Raw genomic sequence first — 25,134 nt, 5'->3', positions numbered from 1 at the left:
GCCGCACGCTCACCGACCGGCGCCTCTCCGGAAGTCTGAGTGATCTCCTCGAAGAGCCGGCTGCCGGCCCGGTCGTAGAGCCACTTCGGCGAGAGGCGCAGGTCGCCGGCCGGCGGCCGGCTGCCGAGCAGCGCCTTGGCGACTCGCTGCTGCCGCCGCCACCTCCGGCGCCCGACTGGGCGCTCCAGCCGGCCCTCCGGCCGGCCGAAGCGCTCACACGGTCCGCCGCCTGTCGGCCCGGCGTCCCGTTCAGTCCTGCTCGCGCTCCACCGGAAGCCACAGCTCGGCATCGGCTTCGGTCCCGTCGGGCGACAGACGGGTCTGGAGTATCTCCGGGCCGGGGCGGCTGCGGTACGGATTCGACGGGAACCACTGGGTGAAGACGTCCCGCCACAGGTACTGGATGGCCTCCGGCGCCGGCCCGGAAGTGGTGAAGACCGCCCAGGTGCCGGCCGGGACGGGGAGGACAGCCACGTCCTCCGGCGCAGCCGTGGACGTGATCACCCCGTGGTAGTAGTCGAGTTCGGTGCCCTCGGCGCGGCTCGGGTCCAGATCGTCGCAGACCGAGACGATGCCCTGGGGTTCCTGGTCGGACAGTTTCTCCAGACTCTCGAGGGTCCGCGGTTCGATACCGCGGACGAAGTCGATGATGGCCTGGTTCGGCCCCGCGTGCACCAAGGGCACCCGTGCCTTGAGGCCGGCGACGGTGAACGCGGGCCGGTCCACTACGCGATAACGCATGCTGCTGCTCCCTTCGACGGTGAGACGGAAGGACAGCCGGGGCTGGGAGACGAGGGCGGCGCCCGTGCGCCGGGCCTCGCCCGGCCCGACACCGTGCATCGCGCGGAACGCCCGAGCGAACGCCTCACCCGAGCCGTAGCCGTAGCGCACCGCGATCTCCAGCAGTGACTCGTTCCCCGCGAGCACCTCGGCGCCGGCGACGGTCAGCCGCCTGCGCCGGACGTACTCCGACAACGGCATGCCCGCCAAGGCGGAGAACATCCGCCGCAGGTGGTACTCCGAGGTGGCCGCGGTGCGCGCCAGCCTCGCCACATCGATGGACTGGTCCAGGTGGTCCTCGATGTCCTCCATGGTCTGGTTGAGCCGCTCCAGCACGCCCGGTCCCCTTCCTCTTGTGCGATCACCACGCTAGGCAGCGCACACTCTGCCGGACCCGACATCCTGTGCCCGATCGGGTCGGGTCCACGTCGTCTGCGCGGCCGGTGACCCACCACGACACCCGGACGTGCCGCGGGGCCGGCGCAGCCTTCCCCTGGCGGGGAGACACACCACGGCTGACGCCGCGCCGGAACCGGCAGCTCCGTGATCAGACAGACCGGGACACAGCGGCAGGCGGCCGCCCTGCGCGTACGGGCGGACCGGGCCGGAGCCATCCGGGCGGTCCATGTCGAGGGACTGCGCTCCCTGGCGCGCGCTCACGACCGCCTCCTCGTGCTCCGCCACGCGGTGGGCGACTCCGTGACCGAGGGCGCCGTACCGGCCGAAGCGTTCGGCGACTCGGTTACGCCGGCCCGTGCCGAACGGGAGCTCGTCGCCCGGGGGCAGGAACGCACGATCGACCAGGACCCTGCCTTCGCCATCAGGGTCCTGGTCGATATCGCCATCAAAGCGCTCTCTCCGGCGGTCAACGACCCGACCACCGCCGTCCAGGTGTCGAACTACCTCGAGCAGCACCTCCAGGTCGCCGCCGCGGCCGACCTGTCGTACCGGTACGGCCTGGACGCCACGGGCACCCTTCGGGCGCTCGTCCCCGGGCGTGGGCGGGACGAGTACCTCGCCCTGGCCGTCACCGAGATCCGCGAGTGAGGCGCCGACTCCTACAGGTGTGCTGACGGGACTGCGGGCCACCGTGCCGACCGATCTGCGCCCGGCCGTGGTCGCCCAGCTCGCCGAGCTGGACGCGGCGGTGGACCGCGCGTACCAGGACGAGACCCGTCGCGGCTGCTCCTCAGCTATCCGGTGCGGTTCTGAGGTGCCCGGCTGCCGAGGCGGCCCGCCAGGAAGCGTTCCCCGGAGAGGACGGCACCCGTGCTGATGCCGACGGCGATGGCCACGCACACGACGATCAGCCAGGAGAGCAGGACGAAGACCGGGCCCGCGGAGCCGTATTCGTCCAGCGCCCGGTCGAGGGCCCGGGGCATGTAGAAGTGCGCGGTCACCGACAGGCCGGTGACCGCGACCGCCGTGATGACGGCACCCGGCAGGAGGGGAGGCCAGAGGACGAGTCCGCCCAGCAGGAGGTGCTGCGTCCACCACCACAGAACCGTCTGGGTCAGCAGGACGATCGGTACGCCCAGCCACACCCCCAGGCCGAACCCGTCGCGCAGCGGCCCCTGGACGAACAGCAGCGCGAGCCAGAGGACGATCCAGGCCAGCCACCGCCAGGGAGCGATACGCGTCCCGGCTCGGGGTATCGCCCAGGCCCGTCTGCACAGCCGCTGCATCGCGCGGCTCACGGCGGTCGCCGAGAGCAGCACCATCAGTCCGCCGACCACGCCGGTGGCCTGTTGGAGATCGTCGTTCGGGGGCTGGAAGGCCTGCTCCAACTCGGCCTTGGTGTCCCCGGTCAGGCCGAAGACGGCACTCACGGAGGAGACGAACTGCTCCTACACCGCCGTCGGAGCGTACGCGCCGATGACGAAGAGCAACGGCACCGCGGTCAGGAAGCACTGGGCCGCGAGGCGGGTGGCGGAATCGAAGATGCTCACCGACACCATGCGTTCCACGAGCCGCGTGACCACCGGGAGCCGGGTCTCGAGACGGGTGTGGAGGGTCCTGGCCCAGGCCGCCAGGTCACGGGCGCGGCCGCGCCACCGGGACGGGCGTGTCACGGCGCGCGTCCGGCGGCGCGCGCAGGGACGGCGGCGCCTCGTCCCGCCGGGACTCCCCTGCGGTCGGCCTCGGCCCTTGCCGGCGTTCTCGGGCGGCATCAGCCGCCCGTCCCTTTCCGTCGGCGACCGCATGGATCGCGGCTCCCTCGGCACGGCGGCAGGACTGGCCGTACCGCTTCAGCCGTGGGGGCTCGTGGCCGCGGGCGCCCTGACGGTCGTGGAAGCCGACCCACTTCTCGAACGTGGCTGGTGCTCTTCGCCTTCTGCGTGCTCGCCACGGCGACTCTGCTCGCCGCCGAGCTGTACATGGTCTGCGCCCGCGCTCAGGCCCAGCGCCGGCTGCTGGACATGCGCACGTGGATGGAATGGAGAAGCACGAAGAGCAGGCGATCGTGGTCGGCAGCCTGGTGATCGGTCTCTGGCTGACGGGGAAGAGCATCTACGAACTGACCGGTCGACGTGCCCGGTCCCGTCCACGCCGACACCGGAGAATGTGCGGGCCCATCCCCGCGGTGCTGCCACGACTGTGGGGCTTTCCGCGTCCGTTCGCACGCTCGGAAGCGGGCGCCGGCCGACCTCGAGGGAACGAGCTGTCACCCGGTCGGCCGCGGTCAGTGGACGGTGATCCGTGATCCGTGGTCAGTGGTCAGTGGTCAGTGGTCAGTGGTCAGTGGTCAGTGGTCAGTGGTCAGTGGATGATGCTGAACTGCGCCACGGGCCCTCGGAGGAGGGCCGCGACATCCGCCAACCGGGCCCCACACGGGTGTGCTGACCGTCCGGCGATTCCGCAACACCCGAGTCCGCCCGGCCCGCAGTCCCCCCGGGACAGCGGCACGAGACTCGGCCCGAGACTCAGGGAGGCCGCTTGGCCGGCGAAGTCCGCGATGCGCGGGTGGTGGTCGTGATGGGCCCGTCCGCGTCCGGGAAGTCCACGGTCGGGACACGACTGGCACGACAGCTCGGTCTGCCGTTCCTGGAGGGGGACGACCTCCATCCCGCCTCCAACCGGGCCAAGATGGCGTCCGGGCACCCGCTCGACGACGACGATCGTCGCCCCTGGCTCGCGGCTGTCACGGAGTGGATCCGGTCGACAGCGGACGACGGACGCGGGGGTGTCGTGGCGTGTTCCGCACTCAAGCGCGCGTACCGCGATCAGTTCCGGCGCACGGGAGCCGACGTCTGGTTCGTCTTCCTGATGCTCGACCGTGAGGTGGCCGCGGAACGGATCGCCCGCAGAAAGGGCCACTTCATGCCGCCGGAGCTGCTCGATTCCCAGTACGCGACTCTGGAACCGCTGCGCGCCGACGAACCGGGCGTCACGATCGACGCGTCCGACGGTACGGCGCAGGTGCTGGCCGCGGTGCTGCGGGCCGTGGCCGAGCCGGGCCTCTGAGGGCGCGCACAGCGCCACCGGGGTACCGGGGCACCGGGGCACCGGGGCACCGGGGCACCGGCCGGGCCGACGCGCCGAACACAGATCACCGACTTACGCTGAATGGGTGCTTTCGGGCGGACGGCGGAGAGCGGAGAAAGGGGTGCCTCCATGGAGGACTACCCGCTCATCGAGAATCACGGCCTCCTCGGCGATCTGCAGACCGCGGCACTGGTGACGACGGACGGAACCGTCGACTGGCTGTGCCTGCCGCGCTTCGACTCACCCAGCGTGTTCGGCGCCCTGCTCGACAAGGACAAGGGCGGGCACTGCACGGTCCGCCCGATGAGCGCGACCTATGCGACCAAGCAGTTGTACCTGCCGGACACGGCAATCCTGGTCACCCGGTTCATGACCGAGGCGGGCGCAGGAGAGGTGCTCGACTTCATGCCCGTGACGGGCAGGACGGTCACGGGCAGGCACCAACTGGTGCGGATGGTCCGCTGTGTGCGCGGAAGCATGACCTTCGACATCGAGATAGCCCCGCGCTTCGACTACGGACGTCGGTCCCATCGACTGCACCTCTCCGAGCACGGGGCGGTGTTCGAGGCGGACGACGGCACGCGACTCACTGTCCACGGCATACGCGAGCCGGAGGACGAACGGCTGCTGAACGTCCTCATGGACCGGCAGGACGACCTGCACTTCACGCTGACGCTCCAGGCGGGCGAGCAGCGCGGGCTGGTCCTCGAATCGGAGGCCGAGGGCCCGCCCCGGCAGATCCGACTCGCCGAGTACGAGCAACTCCTCGACCGCAGCCGCGCGTTCTGGCGCTCCTGGCTGGGGCAGTCCCAGTACTCGGGCCGGTGGCGGGAGACGGTGGAACGCTCCGCGATCACCCTGAAACTCATGACGTACGCGCCCAGCGGTGCCCTGGTGGCCGCCCCGACGGCGGCGCTTCCCGAACAACTGGGCGGCGAGCGCAACTGGGACTACCGCTTCACCTGGATCCGCGACGCGTCCTTCTCCGTGTACGCCCTGCTGGGGCTGGGCTTCACCGAGGAGGCCCAGGCGTTCATCGAATGGCTGAGCAGCCGGGTCAAGGAGCAGGCGGGCAGCGACGGCGACAACGGTCCGCTCAACATCATGTACAAGGTCGACGGCTCCTCCGACCTGGACGAGCAGGTTCTCGACCACTGGGAGGGCTATGCGCGTTCCGCGCCGGTCCGCATCGGCAACGGCGCCGCCACACAGCTCCAGTTGGACATCTACGGCGAGGCACTGGACAGCATCTACTTCGCGCACCAGCACGGGATCCAGGTGGGGCACCACGGATGGGCCTCGCTCCTGACGAACCTCGACTGGCTGGTGGACCACTGGGACCGGGCCGGAGAGGGCCTGTGGGAGACACGCGGCGGCCGCAAGCACTTCACCTACGGCCGGGTGATGTCCTGGGTGGCGTTCGACCGTGCCCTGCGGCTCGCCGAGGCGAACGGCCGGCCGGCCTCGACCGTGCGCTGGCACCGCGCGCGGGACGGCATCTACGGCCAGATCATGACCAAGGGGTGGAGCGAGGGGCGTCAGTCCTTCGTCCAGCACTACGGCAGTGACGTGCTGGACTCCTCGCTGCTGCGCATGGCGACGGTCGGCTTCCTCACGCCCCAGGATCCGATGTGGACGACGACCCTGGACGCCATGGAGCAGGAACTGGTCAGCGACAGCCTGGTCTACCGGTACGACCCCGAGGCTTCGCCGGACGGCCTGCGCGGCTCGGAGGGGACCTTCTCGCTGTGCACGTTCATGTACGTCGACGCCCTGGCACGCGCGGGTCGTCTCGACAGGGCCAGGCTGGTGTTCGAGAAGATGATGGGGTACGCCAACCATCTGGGCCTGTACTCGGAGGAGATCGACCCCACGGGCCGGCAACTGGGCAACTTCCCGCAGGCGTTCACTCATCTCGCCCTCATCGACGCGGCCATCACCCTCGACGCGGCTCTCGACCGGCGGTGAGCCGGCGCCGGTTCACAGGGCCGGACGCGTGCCCGTCGCCGACGCGGGCCGCACGTGGCACCGGGCGCCCTGCTCGTAGTCGGCGGCCAGGGCGTGGCGGGCGAGTCCCGAACCGAAGACGGTGGAACTCACGATGACTCCGTCCTCCCCTGGCGGCACGGTCGCCCCGGCCCTGGCCCGTGGTCGCACGGTCACACAATCACCGTGGACGAGGGATCCCGCGCCGGGAGCGCCCGGGTCGCGCAGAGCAGTGAAGGATTTGCGCCCGGTCGGGCCCGGTCTCGGCTGCCCGGTCGCCTGCCGGTGCTCGGCACGGGACGTCGTCTTCCGGGGAGTGGGGCCGTGGGAGTCCGGGCAGTCGGCCGGGGAGTGGGGGCCGTGGGAGTCCGGGCAGTCGGCGAGGCCGCAGCCCTCGGTCCCGGCGACGCCCCTTCACGGCGGCCCGGCCGACCCGTCCCCCGGCGGCGCGGTGCGGCCGGGGCCGGGCAGCAGCGCCTCGACCGATCGGGCGGGCGGCCGGGCGGCCCGCGCCCGGCTCGCCCGCAAGCCATTGCAGCACTCGAACGGCCCGCACTTCGCGTGGCCTCAGCGCCGCTGCCCCCAGGTCATCGCCATGCCCGGCCCGAGCTCGGCGAGGCGCGGCGAGGCCAGGTACGCCAAGGCCTCCTCGACGACGCCGGCGTCGACCCGGCCGGTCGCCTCCAGCGCGGGCCGCATCCGGCTCCAGGTCTCCGACCAGAAACGGGCCAGGGGACCGCCCGCGACCAGTGGCGGGCAGAACAGGTCCGCGGCGACGCTCCGCAGGCCCTCCTCCCGCAGGAAGTGCGGGTACGCCGGCACGGAGGAGGTGTCGGTGCCGATCGTCGCCCTCAGCGCCTGCCACATGGCGTCCATGGTCCGCCGGTAGGCGGAGGAGGTGTCGAGGACGTCGGGCAGCTCCACGGCATCGCCGAGCACCAGCCAGCCGCCGGGGTTCAGCCAGCCGGCGAGCCGTGAGATCAGCCGGCGCCGTTCGGGCAGGTGCATCAGGACGAAGCGGGCGTGGACCAGGTCGAAGCCGCCCGGTCGCAGGCTCTCGTCGGTGAGGTCGGCTTCGACCACCCGCAGCCGCGGACCCGCGAGGCCGGCCAGCGGCCCGGTGTCCCTGTCCAGGGCGACCACTTCGTCGACACCCGCCTCCTCCAGCAGCCAGCGCGCCACCGTTCCGGTCCCGGCGCCGACCTCCAGGCAGCGCCGGCCCGGGCCCGCGCCCAGCGCCTTGAGGCGGCGTGTCGTGACCGGGTCGTACACCAGGGCAGCGGCGTCGATCCGCTCGGCCTCGTGCGGATGCTCCGGTTCGAACAGGTCCTTCCCGTACCGGCCGCCGCCGGCCTGCTCCCCGTCCTGGGAGTGCGTACCGGTCATGCCCGGGCCTCCTGTCCGTGCCGGCGAACCGGCCGTCCGCGGGCCATCAGGCACGCCGGCACGGCCGCGGCGGCCCCGATGTACAGCAGCTCCGGATAGCCGAGGGCGTGCACGATCCGGCCTCCGACGGCGCCCGCCAGGGACAGTCCGACGAACAGCGCGCTGTTGTTCCACGACAGCATCGCGGTCGCCCGCTCGGGGAACATGTCGGCCAGATGTCGCTGCTGGGCGGGGAAGAACGCGTATCCGGCGAACGCGAAGAGCCCCAGGGCACAGGCCAGGGCCCAGGTGACCGGGTAGACCAGCGCCACCGTGGCCTCCAGTGCGGCCGTCAGGGCCAGTGCCGTCCTGGTGACCCGTACCGCGCCCGCCCGGTCGGCGAACCTGCCGCCCACCTGGCCGCCGGCGACGGCCCCGACCCCGTACACCACGAGCAGCCACGCCACGGCGGTCGCCCTGCCGTCGGCGTGCAGCGCCACGCTGAGGAAGGTGTACAGGCTGTAGACGGAGAAGGCCCACAGGCCGGTGACCGCCACCGCGGACACCACGGCGCCGGCTCCCGTGCGACCGCCACGCACCGGCGCCTTCGGCACGTGCTTCGCGGCCCGCGGCCCGGACCGCCAGACGCGCGCATGCGGCAGGGCCAGCAGCAACGTGCCCGCGGCGAGGATGACGAAGGCGGCCTGCCAGCCCACGTGCCGGCCCAAGAGGGCCCCCGCCGGAGCACCCACCCACAGGGCGGTCAGCAGGCCCGACCCCACCACGGCCAGCACCTGGGCCCGTGCCTGCGGGCGGGCACGGGAACTGACCAGCGCGTACACGGTGGGCCCGGTGGCGGCGGCCGCGACACCCGCCACCACACGGGCCAGCAGCAGCGAGAGGAAGTCCGGCGCCAGCGCGGTGGCGGCATTGGCCACCGAGAACAGCACCAGGGCCCACACCAGCACCGTCGCACGGTCCCGACGGTCGGAGAGCCGGCCGGCGAACGGTGACGCCACCACGTAGGCGACGGAGAAGGCCGTGACGAGCAGGCCGGTACTGGCAGCGGAGACGCCGAACGACGCGGCGACGGCCGGAAGCAAGGGCGCCACCACGAACAGGTCCGTCCCTACGAGGAACTGAGTCAGCCACGCCAGGGCGACCAGCCGGGCCGACAGGCCGGCCGCCCCCGCAGCCGGCCCGCCACTCGTCGCATCCATGATCCGAAGCTAGAACCGTCACGGGGAGGCCGCCACCGACGCCCGCCCCGCACCGCCTGCGGGAAAGGGACGCCGTCACCGCCGGCCGGACAAGGACGCCGCTGTCCGCCCGTCGTCCGCGGTGAGCGGGCGGCTCAGGTCTCTGCCGCGTCACCCGAACGGCGCCGCAGCGCCTGGTGCACGGCCCACATCACGGCCACCAAGGGCACGGCCACCACCGCACCGACCACCCCGGCCGCGACCGCTCCGCCGACGACCGACAGGGCGACCACCACCGGATGCAGCCGGACGGCCCAGCTCATCACGATCGGGTGCAGGAGATGCCCCTCGATCTGCCCGATGACCACGATCAGCAGCACGACGACCGCGGCGGTCAGCGCTCCCTTGGACGCCAGCGCGACGACGGCTGCGACCGCGAGGGCGATCGGCGAGCCGATCAACGGGATGAAGGCGGCGAAGAACTCCAGGAGCGCCAGCGGCACGGCGAGCGGCACGCCGAGCAGGATCAGGGCGATGCCCACGAGGACCGCGTTGGTCGCGGCCACCAGCAGGATGCCGTGCGTGTAGCCGGTGAAGGTCCGCCAGGCGGCCCCGCCCCCCACGGTGACCCGGTCGCGCGCCGCCGCGGGCAGCTGCTCGCAGAACCAGCGCCACTGCCGGTCGCCGGAGTGGGTGAAGAAGACCGAGCAGAACAGCGCGAGGGCGAGCACGGTCAGTACTTCGAGGAGCCGGCCGGCGCCGCTGAGGGCCGTACTGATGACGGTGGAACGGTGGCTCGACAGGAGCCGGCCGATGCGGGACTGGATGTCGTCCAGCGCTCCCGGGTCGAGCCGGAACGGGGGCTCCTCCAGCTGACGCTCGATCCGGTCGACCCCCGACACGAACTCCCGCTCCAGCCCGGTGCGCTGTTCGGCGACGGTCTCGCCCACCAGGGCCAGCCCGCCGAGCACGACGACGATGCCGGCGACGAACGCGACGACGACGGCGAGCGACCTGGGCATGACCCGTGCCAGGAGACCGGCCACGGGCCGGAGCACAGCGGTGACGACCAGGCCGAGGAAGACGGCGACGGCGATGCGGTGGAACTGCCCCAGCACGGCGAAGGCCGCCTGGACGACCACGCCGACGACGAGGATCCGCCAGGCGTATGCCGCGGCGGTCCGCAGCATGCCCGGCACACGCGTCTCCCCACCGCTCGTGCGTCCGAGCGACGACGGGGGCGGATCGGGCTGGGTGGACATTGCCATGCTCGTACCACCCGCCGCCCGACACACCCCCCGGTCGGCCCCCGATTCCCCTGAAGGCACGGCCGGAGACACCGATCGGGCGTAGCGGGCGTCGCGGGCCAGCGGTGGCAGCCGCCACCGTCGGAGGCCCTGCGGCCCCGCCTACGGCATCCGGATCCGTTCAGCGCCGGTGACGAGCCCGCAGCCCTCCGCCTCCCGCGGTGTACGCGTCATGGGTAGCGGGCCGCCAGCGCCACCGCGTGCCGTGCGTACTGGGCCTGCGTGAGGCGGCGCCGGTCGATGTGCGACTGGACCTTGGCGACGATCGTCGGGACGCTCGGAAACAGCTCCACCACGTCGTCGAGTTGCACCAGGCGGCGGCTGACGAGGAAGGACACGAGTTCCAGCTTCTGCAGCAGGTCGTCAAGGCACTCTCTGTCATCCGCCGGCAGCACCTCCCCGTCGGCGATCTCCCCGTTGAGGATGCGTCGCCGTAGTCGGCGCAGGGCCGGCGCCTGGTACTCCTGGTGCAGAGCCATGAGCGTCTGCAACGCTCGGGCCTGCCGGGCCTCTCGCACCTGCGCTGCCGCGTAACCGCAGGCCACTGTGACAACTACCGCACTGACCACACCACTTGTGGCAGCGATCGCATCCCAGACTGCCATGCCCCTCCCCCAGATCAACTTTCGACGGAGTGACTACCCAGGGATCCCGGCGGATCCACGGATTCTCCCGAGAGCGGGACGCCGGTGGGCCGAGTGCGTATCCCACGCCGTGACACGCGCCCGTACGGCGTCCCTTCCGCCCGGCGCGCGGCACAGTGGGGGCATGAGCGCGCAGGAGAGGAACATGCTGGCCCGGGGACGCGTGGCGACCAGACTTCCGGCGCAGGACCTGGAGCGGGCGCGGCGTTTCTACGCGGAGCAGCTCGGTCTGGAGCCCGTCGACGAACGGCCCGGTGGGCTGCTGTACCGGTGCGGGGGCACGGAGTTCGCCGTCTACACGTCGACGGGAGCCTCGTCCGGCACCTTCACCCAGATGGGGTGGGAGGTCGAGGACGTCGAGACGGCCGTGTCGGAACTGAGGCGGCGCGGTGTGGTGTTCGAAGAGGTGGACGTGCCCGGGTTCCGGACGAGGGACGGGATCGCCGAGATCGACGGGAACTACCCGAGCAAGGGCGCGCGCGGGGAACGCGCCGCCTGGTTCCGTGACAGCGAGGGAAACCTGCTGGGCATCGGCGAGCCGGTCGTCTGAGCATCGCGGCGCGACGCCGGTGCGGTGAGCCGGGTGGCTGCCCGCTGGTGGGACGGGCGCTGCGTCGGCCGGCACGCCGAAACGGCCCGGTCGGACGGGGACCGAAGAGCGGCTGCCGGTTCCTCACCGGGGCCGGGCCGGTGAGGAACCGGGAGCAGCGTCCCGCGGGCGGCGACGAAGCCGGCGTCCTTCCCGCGATCGGTCAGACGGTCACCCGGTAGACGCTCCGGCGCCTGACGTGCTCGCCGAGCGACCACAGGGAGCCGCCGGAGTGCACGTCGTAGCTGAGATCCTCCGGACCCAGCGACAGCCGGGCGGCCGGTGTGTCGCCCATCGGGTGGCCGAGCGGTGCCTGGCGCCACAGATCGCCCTGCCGGCGGGGGCCGCCTTCCTCTCCGCGGTTGGCCGAGTAGTAGGCCGTGGTGTTTCCGACGGTGACCGCTCCCTGGACCCGGGCCCTCTGCAGGGTCCAGTGCAGCTTGGTCCGGACGTCGGCGATCTCTCCCGCCCCGTCGAGGTTCCAGCGCACCGCCCTGCCGTTCGGGTCGGCGCCCCGGTACTCGCTGACCACGAGCGACGGGACGAACCCCGGCGACCGGTCCAGAGCCACCTGCGAGAACGTCAGCCGGTCCCCGGCGTTGTCGTAGATGTGGTGCATCGGCAGCACGTACCGGTGGTTGAAGGCGGCGTAGGTCCTCCTCGCGGAGTTGTAGCCGCACCAGTCGCCCGCGGAGACCTGGAACATCCTGGTGGTGTCGAAGACGCTGAGGCCGTAGCGCGTGTTGGCGACGTAGAGCCACTTGCCGTACCAGGCGATGCCTCCGGCGTGGAACTTCACCGGCTCGAAGTCGGCCCGCCTGCCCTGCGCCTTGACCGGCTCGACGAGCAAGACGTGCCGGTACTTCGGCCGCCGAGGGTCGTCGGTGACGTCGACGAAGGTGATCCGGGCACCCTTGTGGGCCTGGTTGCCCTTGGCGTACCAGGACACGGCGGCGACCTTCTCATCGCTGGCCGGCAGCCTGCCGCCGTAGGCGTCGTAGCTGGTCGTCATGCCCTGCGGGTACCACGCCGCCGTCGTACCGTCCTGGGTCGCCGGGTCCCACGCGAAGCCGTAGTCCAGGTTGCTCGGTCTCGCTCCGTGCCAGTCGGTGACCCGTACGCCCCTGCTCCTCGCCCCTGCGAGCACGTGCCTGGCCAGCTCCACGTCGCGCAGCCTGCGCGAGAGGCTGTCGATCGCGTCGGGCCAGCTGCTGAGCAGGGGCGGTCCCACGCGGTCGACCCGCTGCAGGACGAACTCGGTCTCCGGCGCCGCGTGGGCGCCGGCGGGCGTCAGCAGCCCGCCCGCCGTGGCCAGGAGGGGGGCCGCGGCCATGCCCTTGAGTAACGCTCTCCGTGTGGTGTCCATGGCCAGGGAACGGTAGGAGCGGAGGCGACGGTTCGGCACCCTCCCGCCTGTCCGGGACACTCTTCCCCTCCCCCACCAGGCACGATCACCTTGTCCCGGACAGAGTCGGCCCGGCGCCCGTGGAGAGGCCTCGCCCTACTCGGCAGCGAGAACGGCCTCCACGGCCGGGGCCAGGGCGTCTTCGATCTCCTCCGTCGGCAGGGCGGTCACGGCCGGGAGACGCAGCAGGTAGCGGGTGAGCCCGAGGCCCAGGAGCTGGGCGGAGACCAGGCCGGCCCGGCGTGCGGCGAGCTCGGGACCCAGGGCGGCGGCCAGCGCCGGGGCCACCTGCGCCGCGAAGATCTCGTGCATCCGCGCGGCGGCGCGTTCGTTGGTGACCGCCGAGCGCAGGAGGACCAGCAGCGCGTCGTCGGCGGGGTCGCCCTCCCAGCGTGCGAGGAAGTGCCGTACCAGCGTCCGTGCCAGTTCCTCGGCGGGAACGGTGGTGAGGTCGGGCAGTCGCAGGTCGATGGCCAGGGCGGCGTCGAAGAGCTGCTCCTTGTTGCCGAAGTAGCGCATGACCATCGACGCGTCGATGCCTGCGTCCGAGGCCACGGCGCGGATGGTGGTGCGTTCGTAGCCCTGGGCGGCGAAGCGTTCACGCGCGGCGCGCAGGATCGCGGCCTTGGTCCGGTCGGAACGCCTGTCCGTGGGGGTGATCTCCGATTCCGAGCTCATGCCAACGACTGTAGGCCAACACCTGTTGACTTTCCAGTTCCGATCCGGGCATCCTGTCAACGGGTGTTGGCCAACATTTGTTGGCAAACAGGTGTTGGCCTGCTTCCGTCGCAAGAGTCGACCTGCTTCCCGCCGAGAAAGGAAGGCTCCGCCATGAACGCCAGCGCCCTGCCCGCCCGCACCGAGGTCGCCATCGTCGGCGGCGGCCCGACCGGTCTCGCGCTCGCCGTCACGCTCGCCTCGTCCGGGATCGACTTCATCCTCCTGGACCGGCTGGCGGAGGGCGCCAACACCTCGCGCGCCGCCGTCGTGCACGCCCGCACCCTGGAGGTCCTGGACGAGCTGGGCGCCTCCGCCGAACTGATCGCGCGCGGTGTCAAGATCACCCGGTTCGCCGTCCGCGACGGCTCGCGCCGACTGCTCACCGTGCCGTTCGACACGTTGCCCACGCCTCACCCGTACACGTTGATGGTCCCCCAGTACGAGACCGAGAGCGTGCTCCTGGCCCGGCTGCGGGCGCTCGGCGGCGATGTCCACCGCGCCTACGAGGTCGCCTCCGCCGTGCAGGACGAGGACGGCGTGACTCTCACGATGAGCACCGGTGAAACGCTGCGCGCCGGGTACGCCGTCGGCGCCGACGGGATGCACAGCACCGTGCGGGAAGCGGCGGGCATCGGCTTCAGCGGCGGTGCCTACGGCGAGTCCTTCGTGCTCGCGGACGTCGCGATGGAGTGGACTCCCGGCCCCGGCGAGGTCTCGCTGACCTTCGGTACGGCGGGCCTCACCGTCGTCGCCCCGCTTCCCGGCGGCCACTACCGAGTCGTCGCCACCGTGGACGACGCGCCCGCCGCTCCCGATCTCGCCTTCGTCCAGCAGATCCTCGACGCGCGCGCCCCGGGCCAGGCCAAGGTCACCGAGTGCGCCTGGTCCTCACGGTTCCGGGTGCACCACCGGGTCGCCGACCACTACCGGGCGGGCCGCCTGCTGCTGGCCGGCGATGCCGCACACGTCCACAGCCCCGCAGGCGGCCAGGGGATGAACACCGGCATCCAGGACGGCTACGCCCTCGGGCGGGCCCTGGCCGCCGGGGCACTCGACGGCTACGAGGCGCAGCCCCGACCCGTCGCCCAGCGGGTGGTCGCCTTCACCGACCGGATGACCCGCGTGGCCACCGCCCGCCATCCTCTGGTCCGCGGAGCCCGCAACCTGGCACTCCCCCTGCTGAGCCACACCGGCATGCCCAGGAAGCTCGCCACCGAGCTCGCGGAGCTCAACTACCGCTGAACCCACGCCTGGACCCACACCCGCACCGATGCAGGGCCTGAGCTGCCACGCGGACAGCTCGGGCGGGGAGTCGCCGCCGGCCCGCCCCGCACACCCGGTCCGCGCGGGCTAACCCGCCCGCCAGGACAGCGACTTCACCCGCGCCTCTTCACTCGTGAAGGACACCGCTGCCGGACGGTCGCCCTCGGGCAGCAGGTGGATCGTGCACAGGGTCAGCGTCGAGCCGGGCTGCAAGCGGGTGTTGGGGACGCTGCCGCGGCACTGGTCGATGCCCTCCCCCTCACCGGCGGAGAGAGACCAGTCGAGCAAGGACAGCGGCTGCACATCGCGCCCCGCGGCGCTGCGCAGGCCCACGCCGTCGTCCATGGCCGGGAGGAGCTTCTGCGTGCCGTCGTTGCGGTATTCCATGGTCACGTACCAGGGCACCAGATTCTTCCGGTCGGTGCTCAGGTCGTAGTCGCCGAGGTCGGCGAGGGCCCCGGCCCGCACCTGCTTCGGGGTGACGCGGATCGGTACGGCGTCGCCCTTGGTGGTGACGTCCTTCCACGACGAGTTGGCGGTCGTTCCCGCGGCCAGCAGGCCTGTGGCATCGCCCTTTCCGTCACCGACCTTCCACAGCAGGGTGTCCCCGGCCTCGTCGGTGTAGGCGACCGTGGCGGGCGTGCGTCCCTCGGGCATCAGCACCAGTCGGCACACGGTGGCCGTGCCGCCCGCGGCGACGGAGGCGGGCCCGCCCTCGTCGCAGTGGTCCGGCAGGCCCGGCCCGGAGGCGGTGGCCAGGGGGTTCATGTTCCACAGGGAGACGGCCTTGCCCGGTGTGCCGTCGGCGAGGGTGACGGTGAAGCCGGCCTCGGGACCGGGCCGCTTCAGCGCGACCGAACCGGTGTTGGTGTAGCCGACGGTGAGGTAGTAGGGGACCATGCCCTCGAGGTCCTCGTCCAGGCGGACGTTGTCGAGGTCGGCGGCCGTACCGCGCGCGAGCCGCTTGGGGGCGATCTTCAGCTGGTGTGTCGTGCTCTGGCTGGTCCACGCCGCCGGCCGGACGGTCGTCTCGACCGGCAGTGCCTCCGGCGCCGCGGATGTGCCGTTTCCCTTGCCGGAACCCGTGCCCGCGCCGCTGCCGCCCGACCCCGCACCTTCCGCCCCGCACGCCGTCACGACCAGCGCGAGTACTCCGGCCCCGGCCATGCCGACCAGCCCGCTGCGCCTCCGCATGTGCACCCCCGTGCTTTCCGATGTTCAGTTCGCGACGCGATCACCCTACTTCGCGTTCAGGGCCCCGCCGTACGGCGACTTCCCTGCCGCAGGGCGCGAACCGCTCCCCTGCTCGCGTGCGCGACCCCTCTGCTTCCGTTGCGCCCGGATCGCGCCCTGTCCAGCCGCCGGGCACCGCCCGCACCCTCGCACCATGGGGGAGTCAGAGGAGTCGAGCATCATCCCGCTGCCCGGCCCGGACAGTGACCGACAGCCGCCGGCCCACACGCCGCAGCCGTGGCAGCACACCGACCGCGCACAGGCCGTTGCCGAAGGCGCCACCGGCCCGGAGCCGCCGGCGCCGCCGATCTGCCCGCACTGCGGCCTCACCGCGGACCGGCACGCCACCTACTACGGTGCCCATGTCCTCCTCGAGCCCGGCCTCTCCGTGCCCGCACACAGGGTGCCGACGTGGCACCGCTGGTACGTCGACTCCGGCAACACGGCATGGAACGCCGGCGAGGACGAACCCCGGCCGGGCGCTGAGTGCCGGATCCCGCATCGGATCACCTGCCCGGGGCTCACACGCGAGGAGTTGGCGCTGTGGCGGTGGCTGGACGCCCTCCGCGCCGACAACGCCCGCCGGGCACGACGCCAGGCCGACGCGTCGCCTCGTCGGCAGTGGCCGGACGCAGGCTGATCGGACCTTACGACGATGACGTGATGACACCTGCGGCTGGTGCAGGGATCAGGTGGTGGCCCGGGGCGGCGTGTCCGGCAAGCATCCTCAACAGCCGCTGCCGGCGCGGTGCAGAGGCCGACGCCGCAGTCCCGGCATACGGCGGCGAGCGCGCCGACTGCGGCTTCGCGGGCCTTGCAGAAGAGAACAACTCACCTCAGATCCGTGGTATCACTACGACACAGCGGCACAGCGGCAACGGCTGTCGTTCGCAGCAGGGTTCGAGACTGCACACCGCTTCCCGCTACGTCACGGGTTCCCGACCCCACAACCCCGTGGGGTCTCATGAAGGAGCGTGAAAGTCATGTCCGAGACCACGACCCAGACAAGCGGGGTAACCACCCAGTACGCGGCGCAGGTGGCCGGTGACCTGGAGCGCAACCTCAAGGAGCAGGAGCGTATCGCCGGTGAAATCGCGGCTTTGCAGGGGCAGTTGGCGTCACTGGAGCAGGACCGTTCCGTGCTGCTGAACGTCCAGCAGGCCCTCGGTGTCGAGCTCTCGCCCCCGTCCACCGCGGCCGAACCCGTGGCAACGCTGCCCGCTCCGCGGAACCGGAAGAAGGCCGCGGCCGCACAACCCACCTCGCGGCGGACGAAGTCCAAGGAGTCCAGCCCGGCGACCCCCAAGCCCGCCGGCAAGAAGAAGCCGACCCGCAAGGCAGCCGCCGAGCCGGCCCAGTCCTCGCTCGTCTCCCTGGTGCGCGCGCACCTGGCCGAGCAGAGCGAACCGCGCTCCGCGGCCGAGATCGCCCAGTCACTGGGGCAGCAGCATCCCGAGCGCGGCGTCAAGACGACCGTCGTGCGCACCACTCTTGAGGGACTGGTCGCCAAGAACCACGCCCAGCGCACCAAGCAGGGCACGTCCGTCTTCTACACGACGGCCGACGCACCCGCCGCGACCGCGGGCCAGGAGGTCAGGGACCCGGAAGCAACGGGCCAGGAAGCAACGGGTCAGGAACAGGACGCTCGGTAAGCAGCCCCGGCCTGCCTGACGAAGGGTTCCGGGCAGGCCCGCGGCACCTCACGGCCGTTGCCGCACACGCGCGGGGCTGACGCTGTGAGGTTGCAGGCACCGCCAGAACTCGTACCGGGGCTGCCCGGGTGAATGTTCCATCGATGACTCCTTCCGGAAATCCCCGCCGTCGAACGGATCGACATACTGGGCGAATGCGGACGCAGCAGAAGATTCCGGCCCTGATCCACCAGACCTGGAAAGACGCCGACGTACCCGCCCACTGGAAGGACTGGGCCGACTCATGGCGCCGGCATCACCCGGGCTGGGGATACCGCCTGTGGACCGACGCGGACAATCGCGCATTCCTCCAAGAGCACTATCCGTGGTTCCTGCCGGTCTACGACGGCTACCCGGACTCCATCATGCGGGCCGACGCGATCCGCTATTTCCTGCTGGACCATTTCGGCGGGCTTTACGTCGATCTGGACTTCGAGTGCCTGCGTCCGGTCGACGAAATCCTCGACGGCCGGGAACTCGTCCTGGGATGCGAGCCCCAGGCGCACACAGGGCTGCTGCTGGCCCGCCGACGCGGACTCAGCCGTATCGTCGGCAACGCGTTCATCGCGTCACGGCCGGGCCACCCCTTCTGGGCCCATGTGCACCGACAGCTGGTCGGCGCCCACAAGATGCCCGGCGCTCTGGACGTCACAGGCCCCTTCTTCCTCACCAGGGCGATCGACAGCGCCCCGGACCCCGCCACGATCACGGTCCTCGGTCCGGAGGTCCTGTACCCGGAGGTGAGCCCGTACGCGACCGAGTTGTTCGGTCCTCAGGAAGTCGACTACGACCATGCGTACGCCGTGCACCACTGGTCCGGCAGCTGGGTGCGCGACGTCCCCGCGGCTCCGCGGACGTCGGCCGGCAAACGCTACCCGTTCTGGGCGAGCCAGGAGCTGCACCCGCTCGCCGACGGCCTGCTCAACCTGGACGCGCAACGGCGCCGCTGGGCGTCGGGCGCGCCCGCGCCGACGGTGTCGTGCCTGATGGTGACGAAGGACCGCTCGTCGACGGCCCGCCGCGCGATCACGTGTTTCCGCGCGCAGACCTACCCGAACCTGGAACTGGTCGTCGTGGAGGACGGCACGGACGACGCCGTAGAGCGGCACCTTCGTGAGCTGGGCGATCCGAGGATCCGCCATCACCGGCTCCCTGCCGAGGGGCGGCCGTTGGGCGAGCTGCGCAACGAGGCGGTGGCGCGGGCCACCGGGTCCTACGTGTGCCAGTGGGACGACGACGACCTGTACGACCCGGAGCGCGTCGAGACGCAGATGGCGGCGATTCTCGCGCTCGGCGCCGACGCCTGCTTCCTGGCCCGTGAACGGCTGTGGTGGCCGGCCCGCCACCGGCTCGCGTACTCCTGCGCACGCCTGTGGGAGGGGTCGATGGTGTGCGCCAAGGACCGGCTCCCGGAGTACCCGGCACTGCGCCGGGGCGAGGACACCCCGGTGGCGGAAGAGGTGGCCCGCACCTGCCGGGTCGTGTCGGTCGACGCACCCGAGCTGTACACATACGTGTGTCACGGCGGCAACACGTTCGACGAGGGTCATTTCGCGGAGCACTTCGAGGTGGCGACCGAGGTCTGGTCCGAACCCGGCGCGTACGCCGAGCGGTTGCTCGCCATGGCGACCCGGCTGCCGGTCGGGCCGGAGGACATCGCCCACGCCGAGCGGGGTTCCGCCGCCCGCGCCTCCGAGCGCAGACCCCGGACGGGCCTCGAGCCGGTTCCGGGACCGGCGAGCGAGCGGCCCCCGGTGCTGGTGCTCACTCCTCTCAAGGACGCGGCGGCGTTCCTGCCGGGTTATCTGGAGAACCTCTCCGCCCTCGACTACCCGCGCGGGGCGATCTCACTGGGACTTCTGGAGGGCGACAGCCAGGACGGCACACCCGACCTGCTCCGGCAGGTCCTGCCCGGTCTCGAGGCGGAGTACCGGCGGGTCACCCTCGTGCACCGCGACTTCGGACTCCAGCCGGCGGGGCCCCGCTGGGAGCCCGGCATCCAGCGTCGGCGCCGATCGGTGCTGGCCAAGGTGCGGAACCATCTGCTCTCCCGGGCCCTCGTCGACGAGGAGTGGGTGCTGTGGCTCGACGTGGACGTCACCGCCTACCCGGCCGACCTCGTGCAGCGCCTGCTCGGAGCGCGCAAGGACATCGTCGTCCCGCACTGCGCCACGACGCCCGGTGGGCCCACCTATGACCTCAACACCTTCGTCCTGCACCCCGGCGCCGGCACGCTGAACTGGTCGCGGTGGCTGCGCGACGGCATTCTGCAACCGCCCAAGGGGTTCGGCCGCACGTACCTCGACGAGCTGCGCGGGCAGGGCCTCATCCGTGTCGACTCCGTCGGCGGCACCGCACTGCTGGTGCGCGCCGACCTCCACCGGGACGGCCTGGTCTTCCCCTCCTTCCCGTACCAGCACCTCATCGAGACCGAAGGGCTGGCCGCGATGGCCCGGGACATGGGAACGGCCTGCTGGGCGCTGCCCGACCTGGAGGTGCTCCACCCCCACCACACGACGGAGCCGGGGAGGGTCGGGGCCGTGTCGTCGTCCTGACCGTAGGGGCCGGGGCGGGAGCGGAGGCCGAGGTCACCACATGGCGTAATCATTTGGCCACCGTCAGCGACATGAATCTACGGTGGGGCTGCTGCCCCCGCCTCGGCGTTCACCGGCCGCGGAGGGCGGTCCCCGTCACCGAAAGAAAGGCCCCACCGTGAAAGCCCGTGTCATGTCGTCCCTGGCCCTCCCCGCCGCGCTGGCAACCGCCGGACTGCTCAACACCGCGGAGGCGGCCTACGCGGCCTCCCTCGGTTCGGAGACGCCGACGGCGTCCGCACCCTACGGACACCAGGGACAGTCGATAGGCGGCGACGTCACCCTCACCCCGAGCGACGGGCACCCCTGCACGCCCATAGGCAACGTCACCGTGACCGACTACGGGCACTGCTGCACGCCCATCGGCAACGTCACCATCACCGACTACGGGTACTGCTGCACCCCCATCGGCAACGTCACCATCACCGACTACGGGCACTGCTGCACGCCCATCGGCAACGTCACCATCACCGACTACCACCACTGCTGTGCGCCGGTGGGCAACATCACCATCTGTGACTACGGGCACCATCAGGGGCAGGGCAACCACGACCACGACGACCACCATGAGCACGGCCCCGGGCGTCAACTGCGCCTGGTCTAGCACCTGATCCGATCGGTCCGCGACGGCGTGGTCCTCCAGCAGGGCCGGGGGGGGCGTCGGCGCCCGACGTCGCGGAATCCCGCCGGACGCACCCAGAACCCTCCTCCCACCCCGTTCCGTTGCGAAGCGAAGGGCGGCGCATGCCTCACAGATCCGACCCGCTGGTCTCGGTGGTCATCCCCTGCCACAACTACGCCCGTTATCTGCCCGAGGCGGTGTCCAGCGTCCTCGCCCAGACGTTCCACGACTGGGAACTCGTCATCGTCGACGACGGCAGCACCGACAACACCGTCGAGGTGACCGAGGACCTGATCGCGCGCCACCCCGACCGGTCCATCAGGCTGCTCCGACAGGACAACGCCGGGGTCTCCGCCGCACGCAACACGGGCATCGAGGCCTGCGCCGGCCGTTACGTCCTTCCGCTGGACGCGGACGACGTGATCGCGCCGACGATGCTGGAGAAGACCGTCGCTGTCCTCGACGGCGACCCGGGCATCGCCATCGCCTCGACGGACGTGTTCACCTTCACCGACGACGATCTGCCCCCGCAGGCGATGCCCCTCCCCGCCTACAGCAGAGAACTGCTGCTCCAGCGCCTCATCATGTTCTACTGCTCGCTGTACCGCCGCGAGGCGTGGCAGACCGTGGGCGGGTACGACGAGACCATGCGGGCCGGGGAGGACTGGGACTTCTGGATCGGCTGCGTGGAACACGGCTACGACGCCCACCACATCCACGAGCCGCTCTTCGGGGCGCGCAACAAGGACACCGGACTGCACCTGGAAGCCGCCGAGAACGACCTGGCCATCCGGGCCCGCATCGTGGCCAACCACCCGGACTCGTTCAAGCCGATCACGCGTGGCTGGGCACACGCCGTGCTCGCCCAGGACGCGGACGCCTGTCTGCGGGACGAGCACGTGCCCGACGACATCCTCACCCGGGCCGCCGAGATGGACCAGTTCCTCGCCGCGGTCATGGCCCTGCAGCGCACGACGCGCGTGCAGTACTACCACATCCGCCGGCTGGAGAAGGCGCTGGCCGCTCGCGGCGGAATCGCCGGCCCGTCCGTTCCCGGGGAAGAGCACGCCCCGGCGGCTGCCCCGGTCTGACCGGAGGCGGGAGGCCGCCGGCCGCGGGCCGCTTGACAAGGGGTCACACGCTGTCGCAGGTCTCCCGCACGTGACCCGCATCGCCGGCGGGAACCACGTCCAGGTCGCGCAGGACGATGCTGATCCTTCCGTCCCAGCCGGCGCAGGCCTTGGTCAGCCCGCGCCGGTCGTACTCGATGTCGACGACGTGCGGGCCGAAGGCGGCCGTATACGTGTCGCACTCGTCGTACATGCCGCACTCCTCCACGACGGCGAAGTCGAGGCCCACCTCCTCGCGGTCGGGGGCCAGGTCGGGGGTGTTCTTCTGCGCGATGGCCAGGCCCCTGTCATGGGCGTGGTCCGCCAGGAGGGTCAGGAAGGCCTTGGCGTCGGCGGCGGTCAACAGGCCCGCGGGGGCGCGGGTGTAGCTGTCGTAGTTGTCCGGCTCGACGGCCTGGAAACCCTTGGCCGCACACGTGTCGATCCAGGTGTTCACCTTCGCGGCGACGCGTCGGCGCTTGGAGTCGGTGCGGATGTCCAGCAGTGCCTCGTCCCAGTCCTCGTCCACGACCACCTCGTCGTCCGCGTCGCGCAGCAGCAGGTCGTCGTCCCACTCCCCTTCCGCGTCCGGCTGGGCCTGGAAGGCGTTGACGTAGCAGATGCCGTAGGTGCCGGGTGCGGGGGACGCCGTGTGGTCACGGACGACGATGGAGGTTCCGGCGGGCGGGGTGTAGGAACCGCCGAGTTGGTAGTCGAAGTCCGCGGGTGCGGGGGGAAGCGTCACCTTCGACGGGGCCGGAAGGCGTTCGGGGGCCGTGGAACCCGAGCAGGCCGTGGTGAGCAGCGAGACGGCGGCGGCCGACGCCAGCAGCGCCGCCCTGGTCCGGCGTGATGGGGCACCGGCGATGTTCATGGGCAGTACGGACTCCCGGCAGAGTGGGCGGAGGGCACGGCGGTCCAGGGGCCGGGTTCACCACCCGCCCGTGGGGCCGGGTCGGCCGTCCGACCGATGCTACCGGCGGCCCTCGTGGTCGGGGCCGCCGGCCGCGCATGGCATGCCGCTCACCCTGCGGATCGGACCGTCACTGGTCGTAGGTCTCGTACTCGGCGACCTTCGGAGTGCCGGTCGAGCTGGTGATCTCGAAGGTGATCTTGCTCAGGGAGGTGCGCGGGAAGGTGATGGTTCCGGCCCCGCTTCCGGAGGCCAGGACGGCGCCGTTGTCGGCGTTGAGGATCCTCCAGGAGCCAATGCTGCCCACCGCCCCGGACGCCTCCCGGATCGCGATCCGGGACACGGCGGTCGCGGAGCCCCACTTGATCGAGACGGAACCGGTCGAGCCGACCGGCGACCAGTAGGTGCTCATGTCACCGTCCCGCACACTGCCGTAGCTCGTACCACTGGCCTTGCCGGATCCGTCGGCCCCGGCTCCGGACACCAGGCTGAGGTTGGTTCCGCTGGGCTGGGTCGGACTCGAGGAGGGAGTGGGCGACGCCGACGTGGGGGTGGTGCTCGGGGTCGATGTCGGGGTCTGTGCCGTGCAGTTGCCGTTCGACACCTGCAGGCCCTTGCCGGCGCCCGCGGTCCGGCTCACCACGTCCGGTACGCAACGGGCGTCGTCGAGCACGTAGGAGTACGGGACGGAGACGGTGGTGTTGGACTGCGGATCGGGGCCGGCGGGGTTGTTCTCGCTGCCGGGGCTGGACCAGGTCACGTTGTCGAAGACGTTGCCGCTCACCTGCCAGTAGCCGGCCGCGTCGGTGTAGAAGGTGCCCAGGACGTCCTTGGAGTCCTCGAAGTAGTTGTTGTCCACCTTGGCGCGGGCTCCGGCACGGGAGTTGATGCCCGACTCGTTGAGGCTCACGTAGTGGTTGTTGTACATGTGGGCGATTCCGCCGCGCAGCAGGGGTGCCCGGGAGTCGATGTTCTCGTAGCGGTTGTGATGGTAGGTGATGAAGCCGTTGGAGAGGTCGCTCTCACTGGACCCGACGAGACCGCCCCGTCCGGAGTTGCGCAGGATGCTGTACGACAGCGTCACGTACTGGGTGTTGTCCTTCATGTCGAAGAGGCCGTCGAATCCTTCCGCCTCCCCGCCCGAAGCCTCCAGGGTCACGTGATCGACCCAGACGTTGCGGACGTCGCTCTCCATGCCTATGGCGTCGCCGCCGTTGGACGTGGGCGAGCCCGACTTCTTGACGTTCCGGACCGTCACGTTCTGGATGATGATGTTGCTGGCCTCGCGGATGTGGATGCCCAGCTGGTCGAAGACGGCTCCGCTGCCGACGCCGACGATGGTCACGTTGCTGATCTGCTTGAGTTCGATCACTCCGGCGGCGGTGTTGCAACTGCCGCCCGACACCTTGCCGGTGTTGCCGTGGTTGATGGTCCCCTCGACCTCGATGGTGATCGGGGTGCTGCTGCTGGCCCGTCCGCACAGCGCCGCGTGGATCGCGGTTCCCGTGGTGGCCCGCACGGTCTGCCCGCCGGCGCCGCCGGTGGTCCCACCGTTCTGGGTCGCGTAGCCGGTCACGCCGCCGGTCGCCGCCGACGCGGAGGGCATCGACAGCGCCACGCCGACCGCGGCCGCGACAGCCATCACGGCCGACGCGGCGGAAAGCCGTAAGGCAACTGGTCGTCTCATCTCGCTTCTCCTGATTCGTCATGACGTCGGAACGCCTGGAGTCGCCACGGCTCCGCCGACGGTGGTGTCGGCGGTTCGTGGCAGCCGCCGGGCAGGCCGGCAGGTCGCGGTGTGTTGCGGTGCGCGTGCTGTTCTCTTCGCGAGCGGGAGGCCGCCGCGGTGCGGTGCGTCGACTCCCCGGCTCCGGCGGAACGCTGTCGGGTGGGCGTCCGCCTCGTCGGCATGCCGGATCACCGGCGGCTCGTGCGCACGTCGCGTCGAACGCCGCGACGTCCGCCTTTCCCGGAACGGTCCCAGCCCCGGGGAAAGCGCTTTCTTCCCGGGAAGATAGGGTGACTCCCCGTGGCCTGGCAAGAGGTCTGTCGCCACACGAATCGTCTTCCGCGACAGGAGGGCACCGCTCCGCTCCTGGCCGGGAACGGTCGCCAGAGGCCAGGGCGGGCGGGCCCTAGATGATCTATTCCAAGGGGTCAGTGATCGTAGGCGGTCAGTGAGCGGGGGGTCGGTTGTCCGGTCTGGTCGTTGTGCCAGATGGCGGCGG

23 protein-coding genes are annotated in these 25,134 nt (G+C 71.3%); 11 read left to right on the top strand and 12 right to left on the bottom strand.

Annotated features, from left to right (window positions below):
- Window positions 1-249: 249 nt before the first annotated feature.
- Window positions 250-1,116 carry a GyrI-like domain-containing protein gene (locus ACIHAR_RS27510; protein ID WP_400022387.1) on the bottom strand — a complete coding sequence of 289 codons (867 nt, stop codon included), beginning with the start codon at window positions 1,114-1,116 and terminating at the stop codon, window positions 250-252.
- 207 nt (window positions 1,117-1,323) lie between these two features.
- Here ACIHAR_RS27510 and ACIHAR_RS27505 point away from each other — a divergent pair, with 207 nt between their 5' ends.
- Window positions 1,324-1,827 carry a DUF2254 family protein gene (locus tag ACIHAR_RS27505; RefSeq protein ID WP_400022386.1) on the top strand — a complete coding sequence of 168 codons (504 nt, stop codon included), beginning with the start codon at window positions 1,324-1,326 and terminating at the stop codon, window positions 1,825-1,827.
- A 146-nt stretch (window positions 1,828-1,973) separates the two neighbouring features.
- On the opposite strand, the gene ACIHAR_RS27500 is transcribed toward ACIHAR_RS27505, so the two are convergent.
- The gene (locus tag ACIHAR_RS27500; RefSeq protein ID WP_400022385.1) at window positions 1,974-2,609 is read right to left on the bottom strand and encodes a ribonuclease BN; all 636 of its coding nucleotides are present in this window, start codon (window positions 2,607-2,609) and stop codon (window positions 1,974-1,976) included.
- A gap of 18 nt (window positions 2,610-2,627) precedes the next feature.
- Window positions 2,628-2,852 (bottom strand): hypothetical protein, encoded by a 225-nt coding sequence (locus tag ACIHAR_RS27495; protein ID WP_400022384.1) that lies wholly within the window; start codon window positions 2,850-2,852, stop codon window positions 2,628-2,630.
- 249 nt (window positions 2,853-3,101) lie between these two features.
- On the opposite strand from ACIHAR_RS27495, the gene ACIHAR_RS27490 reads away from it, so the two are divergent.
- From ACIHAR_RS27490 to ACIHAR_RS27480, 3 genes are all read left to right on the top strand, one after another.
- Complete coding sequence (locus tag ACIHAR_RS27490) at window positions 3,102-3,263, top strand: hypothetical protein (protein WP_400022383.1); 162 nt, start codon at window positions 3,102-3,104, stop codon at window positions 3,261-3,263.
- A 493-nt stretch (window positions 3,264-3,756) separates the two neighbouring features.
- Window positions 3,757-4,245 (top strand): gluconokinase, encoded by a 489-nt coding sequence (locus tag ACIHAR_RS27485; protein WP_365454072.1) that lies wholly within the window; start codon window positions 3,757-3,759, stop codon window positions 4,243-4,245.
- Between the two features lie 150 nt (window positions 4,246-4,395).
- Window positions 4,396-6,234: a glycoside hydrolase family 15 protein gene (locus tag ACIHAR_RS27480; RefSeq protein WP_400022382.1), complete on the top strand. Its 1,839-nt coding sequence runs from the start codon at window positions 4,396-4,398 to the stop codon at window positions 6,232-6,234.
- A gap of 585 nt (window positions 6,235-6,819) precedes the next feature.
- Here ACIHAR_RS27480 and ACIHAR_RS27475 read toward each other — a convergent pair.
- The 4 genes from ACIHAR_RS27475 to ACIHAR_RS27460 form a co-directional block, all read right to left on the bottom strand.
- Window positions 6,820-7,638 carry a class I SAM-dependent methyltransferase gene (locus tag ACIHAR_RS27475; protein WP_400022381.1) on the bottom strand — a complete coding sequence of 273 codons (819 nt, stop codon included), beginning with the start codon at window positions 7,636-7,638 and terminating at the stop codon, window positions 6,820-6,822.
- Window positions 7,635-8,837, bottom strand: a complete 1,203-nt coding sequence (locus ACIHAR_RS27470; protein WP_400022380.1) for an MFS transporter — start codon at window positions 8,835-8,837, stop codon at window positions 7,635-7,637. Before ACIHAR_RS27470 ends, ACIHAR_RS27475 begins: the two co-directional genes overlap by 4 nt.
- Window positions 8,838-8,971: 134 nt before the next feature.
- On the bottom strand, window positions 8,972-10,078 hold the full coding sequence (locus ACIHAR_RS27465) for an AI-2E family transporter (protein WP_400022465.1): 1,107 nt from the start codon (window positions 10,076-10,078) through the stop codon (window positions 8,972-8,974).
- Between the two features lie 215 nt (window positions 10,079-10,293).
- Window positions 10,294-10,602 (bottom strand): hypothetical protein, encoded by a 309-nt coding sequence (locus tag ACIHAR_RS27460; RefSeq protein ID WP_365453976.1) that lies wholly within the window; start codon window positions 10,600-10,602, stop codon window positions 10,294-10,296.
- Between the two features lie 289 nt (window positions 10,603-10,891).
- Between ACIHAR_RS27460 and ACIHAR_RS27455 the strand changes: the two genes are divergently transcribed.
- The gene (locus ACIHAR_RS27455; protein WP_400022379.1) at window positions 10,892-11,317 is read left to right on the top strand and encodes a VOC family protein; all 426 of its coding nucleotides are present in this window, start codon (window positions 10,892-10,894) and stop codon (window positions 11,315-11,317) included.
- 202 nt (window positions 11,318-11,519) lie between these two features.
- Here ACIHAR_RS27455 and ACIHAR_RS27450 read toward each other — a convergent pair whose 3' ends face one another.
- Window positions 11,520-12,722, bottom strand: coding sequence for a hypothetical protein (locus tag ACIHAR_RS27450; RefSeq protein WP_400022378.1), 1,203 nt, complete (start codon window positions 12,720-12,722; stop codon window positions 11,520-11,522).
- A 135-nt stretch (window positions 12,723-12,857) separates the two neighbouring features.
- Window positions 12,858-13,439, bottom strand: a complete 582-nt coding sequence (locus tag ACIHAR_RS27445; RefSeq protein ID WP_365453985.1) for a TetR family transcriptional regulator — start codon at window positions 13,437-13,439, stop codon at window positions 12,858-12,860.
- Between the two features lie 153 nt (window positions 13,440-13,592).
- Between ACIHAR_RS27445 and ACIHAR_RS27440 the strand changes: the two genes are divergently transcribed.
- Window positions 13,593-14,723, top strand: coding sequence for an FAD-dependent oxidoreductase (locus ACIHAR_RS27440; RefSeq protein WP_400022377.1), 1,131 nt, complete (start codon window positions 13,593-13,595; stop codon window positions 14,721-14,723).
- 108 nt (window positions 14,724-14,831) lie between these two features.
- On the opposite strand, the gene ACIHAR_RS27435 is transcribed toward ACIHAR_RS27440, so the two are convergent.
- Complete coding sequence (locus ACIHAR_RS27435) at window positions 14,832-15,938, bottom strand: hypothetical protein (RefSeq protein WP_400022376.1); 1,107 nt, start codon at window positions 15,936-15,938, stop codon at window positions 14,832-14,834.
- A 193-nt stretch (window positions 15,939-16,131) separates the two neighbouring features.
- Here ACIHAR_RS27435 and ACIHAR_RS27430 point away from each other — a divergent pair, with 193 nt between their 5' ends.
- The 5 genes from ACIHAR_RS27430 (at window position 16,132) to ACIHAR_RS27410 (ending at window position 21,975) form a co-directional block, all read left to right on the top strand.
- Window positions 16,132-16,617 carry a DUF6083 domain-containing protein gene (locus ACIHAR_RS27430; protein WP_365453994.1) on the top strand — a complete coding sequence of 162 codons (486 nt, stop codon included), beginning with the start codon at window positions 16,132-16,134 and terminating at the stop codon, window positions 16,615-16,617.
- Window positions 16,618-16,960: 343 nt separating this feature from the next.
- Window positions 16,961-17,629, top strand: coding sequence for a hypothetical protein (locus tag ACIHAR_RS27425; RefSeq protein ID WP_365453997.1), 669 nt, complete (start codon window positions 16,961-16,963; stop codon window positions 17,627-17,629).
- A 194-nt stretch (window positions 17,630-17,823) separates the two neighbouring features.
- Window positions 17,824-20,223, top strand: coding sequence for a glycosyltransferase (locus tag ACIHAR_RS27420; protein ID WP_400022375.1), 2,400 nt, complete (start codon window positions 17,824-17,826; stop codon window positions 20,221-20,223).
- A 157-nt stretch (window positions 20,224-20,380) separates the two neighbouring features.
- A complete protein-coding gene (locus tag ACIHAR_RS27415) occupies window positions 20,381-20,866 on the top strand; it encodes a hypothetical protein (protein ID WP_400022374.1) in 486 nt (161 codons plus the stop codon).
- Window positions 20,867-21,006: 140 nt separating this feature from the next.
- Window positions 21,007-21,975 (top strand): glycosyltransferase family 2 protein, encoded by a 969-nt coding sequence (locus ACIHAR_RS27410; protein WP_400022373.1) that lies wholly within the window; start codon window positions 21,007-21,009, stop codon window positions 21,973-21,975.
- Between the two features lie 43 nt (window positions 21,976-22,018).
- Here the strand turns inward: ACIHAR_RS27410 and ACIHAR_RS27405 are convergent, their stop codons facing one another.
- Complete coding sequence (locus tag ACIHAR_RS27405; protein WP_400022372.1) at window positions 22,019-22,867, bottom strand: endo alpha-1,4 polygalactosaminidase; 849 nt, start codon at window positions 22,865-22,867, stop codon at window positions 22,019-22,021.
- 169 nt (window positions 22,868-23,036) lie between these two features.
- Window positions 23,037-24,593, bottom strand: coding sequence for a polysaccharide lyase family 1 protein (locus ACIHAR_RS27400; RefSeq protein ID WP_400022371.1), 1,557 nt, complete (start codon window positions 24,591-24,593; stop codon window positions 23,037-23,039).
- Between the last annotated feature and the right edge of the window lie 541 nt (window positions 24,594-25,134).

Origin of the sequence: Streptomyces sp. NPDC052016, assembly GCF_044548445.1 — a bacterium.
GTDB lineage: Bacteria > Actinomycetota > Actinomycetes > Streptomycetales > Streptomycetaceae > Streptomyces.
This window is presented reverse-complemented; position numbering and strand designations above follow the sequence as displayed.

What these genes read in the sequence shown, in the direction of transcription:
- ACIHAR_RS27485 (WP_365454072.1), top strand. Translation starts at nt 3,757, where the DNA reads ATGGGCCCGTCCGCGTCCGGGAAGTCCACGGTCGGGACACGACTGGCA.
- ACIHAR_RS27480 (WP_400022382.1), top strand. Translation starts at nt 4,396, where the DNA reads ATGGAGGACTACCCGCTCATCGAGAATCACGGCCTCCTCGGCGATCTG.
- ACIHAR_RS27475 (WP_400022381.1), bottom strand. Translation starts at nt 7,638, where the DNA reads ATGACCGGTACGCACTCCCAGGACGGGGAGCAGGCCGGCGGCGGCCGG.
- ACIHAR_RS27470 (WP_400022380.1), bottom strand. Translation starts at nt 8,837, where the DNA reads ATGGATGCGACGAGTGGCGGGCCGGCTGCGGGGGCGGCCGGCCTGTCG.
- ACIHAR_RS27465 (WP_400022465.1), bottom strand. Translation starts at nt 10,078, where the DNA reads ATGTCCACCCAGCCCGATCCGCCCCCGTCGTCGCTCGGACGCACGAGC.
- ACIHAR_RS27460 (WP_365453976.1), bottom strand. Translation starts at nt 10,602, where the DNA reads ATGGCTCTGCACCAGGAGTACCAGGCGCCGGCCCTGCGCCGACTACGG.
- ACIHAR_RS27455 (WP_400022379.1), top strand. Translation starts at nt 10,892, where the DNA reads ATGAGCGCGCAGGAGAGGAACATGCTGGCCCGGGGACGCGTGGCGACC.
- ACIHAR_RS27450 (WP_400022378.1), bottom strand. Translation starts at nt 12,722, where the DNA reads ATGGACACCACACGGAGAGCGTTACTCAAGGGCATGGCCGCGGCCCCC.
- ACIHAR_RS27445 (WP_365453985.1), bottom strand. Translation starts at nt 13,439, where the DNA reads ATGAGCTCGGAATCGGAGATCACCCCCACGGACAGGCGTTCCGACCGG.
- ACIHAR_RS27440 (WP_400022377.1), top strand. Translation starts at nt 13,593, where the DNA reads ATGAACGCCAGCGCCCTGCCCGCCCGCACCGAGGTCGCCATCGTCGGC.
- ACIHAR_RS27435 (WP_400022376.1), bottom strand. Translation starts at nt 15,938, where the DNA reads ATGCGGAGGCGCAGCGGGCTGGTCGGCATGGCCGGGGCCGGAGTACTC.
- ACIHAR_RS27430 (WP_365453994.1), top strand. Translation starts at nt 16,132, where the DNA reads ATGGGGGAGTCAGAGGAGTCGAGCATCATCCCGCTGCCCGGCCCGGAC.
- ACIHAR_RS27425 (WP_365453997.1), top strand. Translation starts at nt 16,961, where the DNA reads ATGTCCGAGACCACGACCCAGACAAGCGGGGTAACCACCCAGTACGCG.
- ACIHAR_RS27420 (WP_400022375.1), top strand. Translation starts at nt 17,824, where the DNA reads ATGCGGACGCAGCAGAAGATTCCGGCCCTGATCCACCAGACCTGGAAA.
- ACIHAR_RS27410 (WP_400022373.1), top strand. Translation starts at nt 21,007, where the DNA reads ATGCCTCACAGATCCGACCCGCTGGTCTCGGTGGTCATCCCCTGCCAC.
- ACIHAR_RS27405 (WP_400022372.1), bottom strand. Translation starts at nt 22,867, where the DNA reads ATGAACATCGCCGGTGCCCCATCACGCCGGACCAGGGCGGCGCTGCTG.
- ACIHAR_RS27400 (WP_400022371.1), bottom strand. Translation starts at nt 24,593, where the DNA reads ATGAGACGACCAGTTGCCTTACGGCTTTCCGCCGCGTCGGCCGTGATG.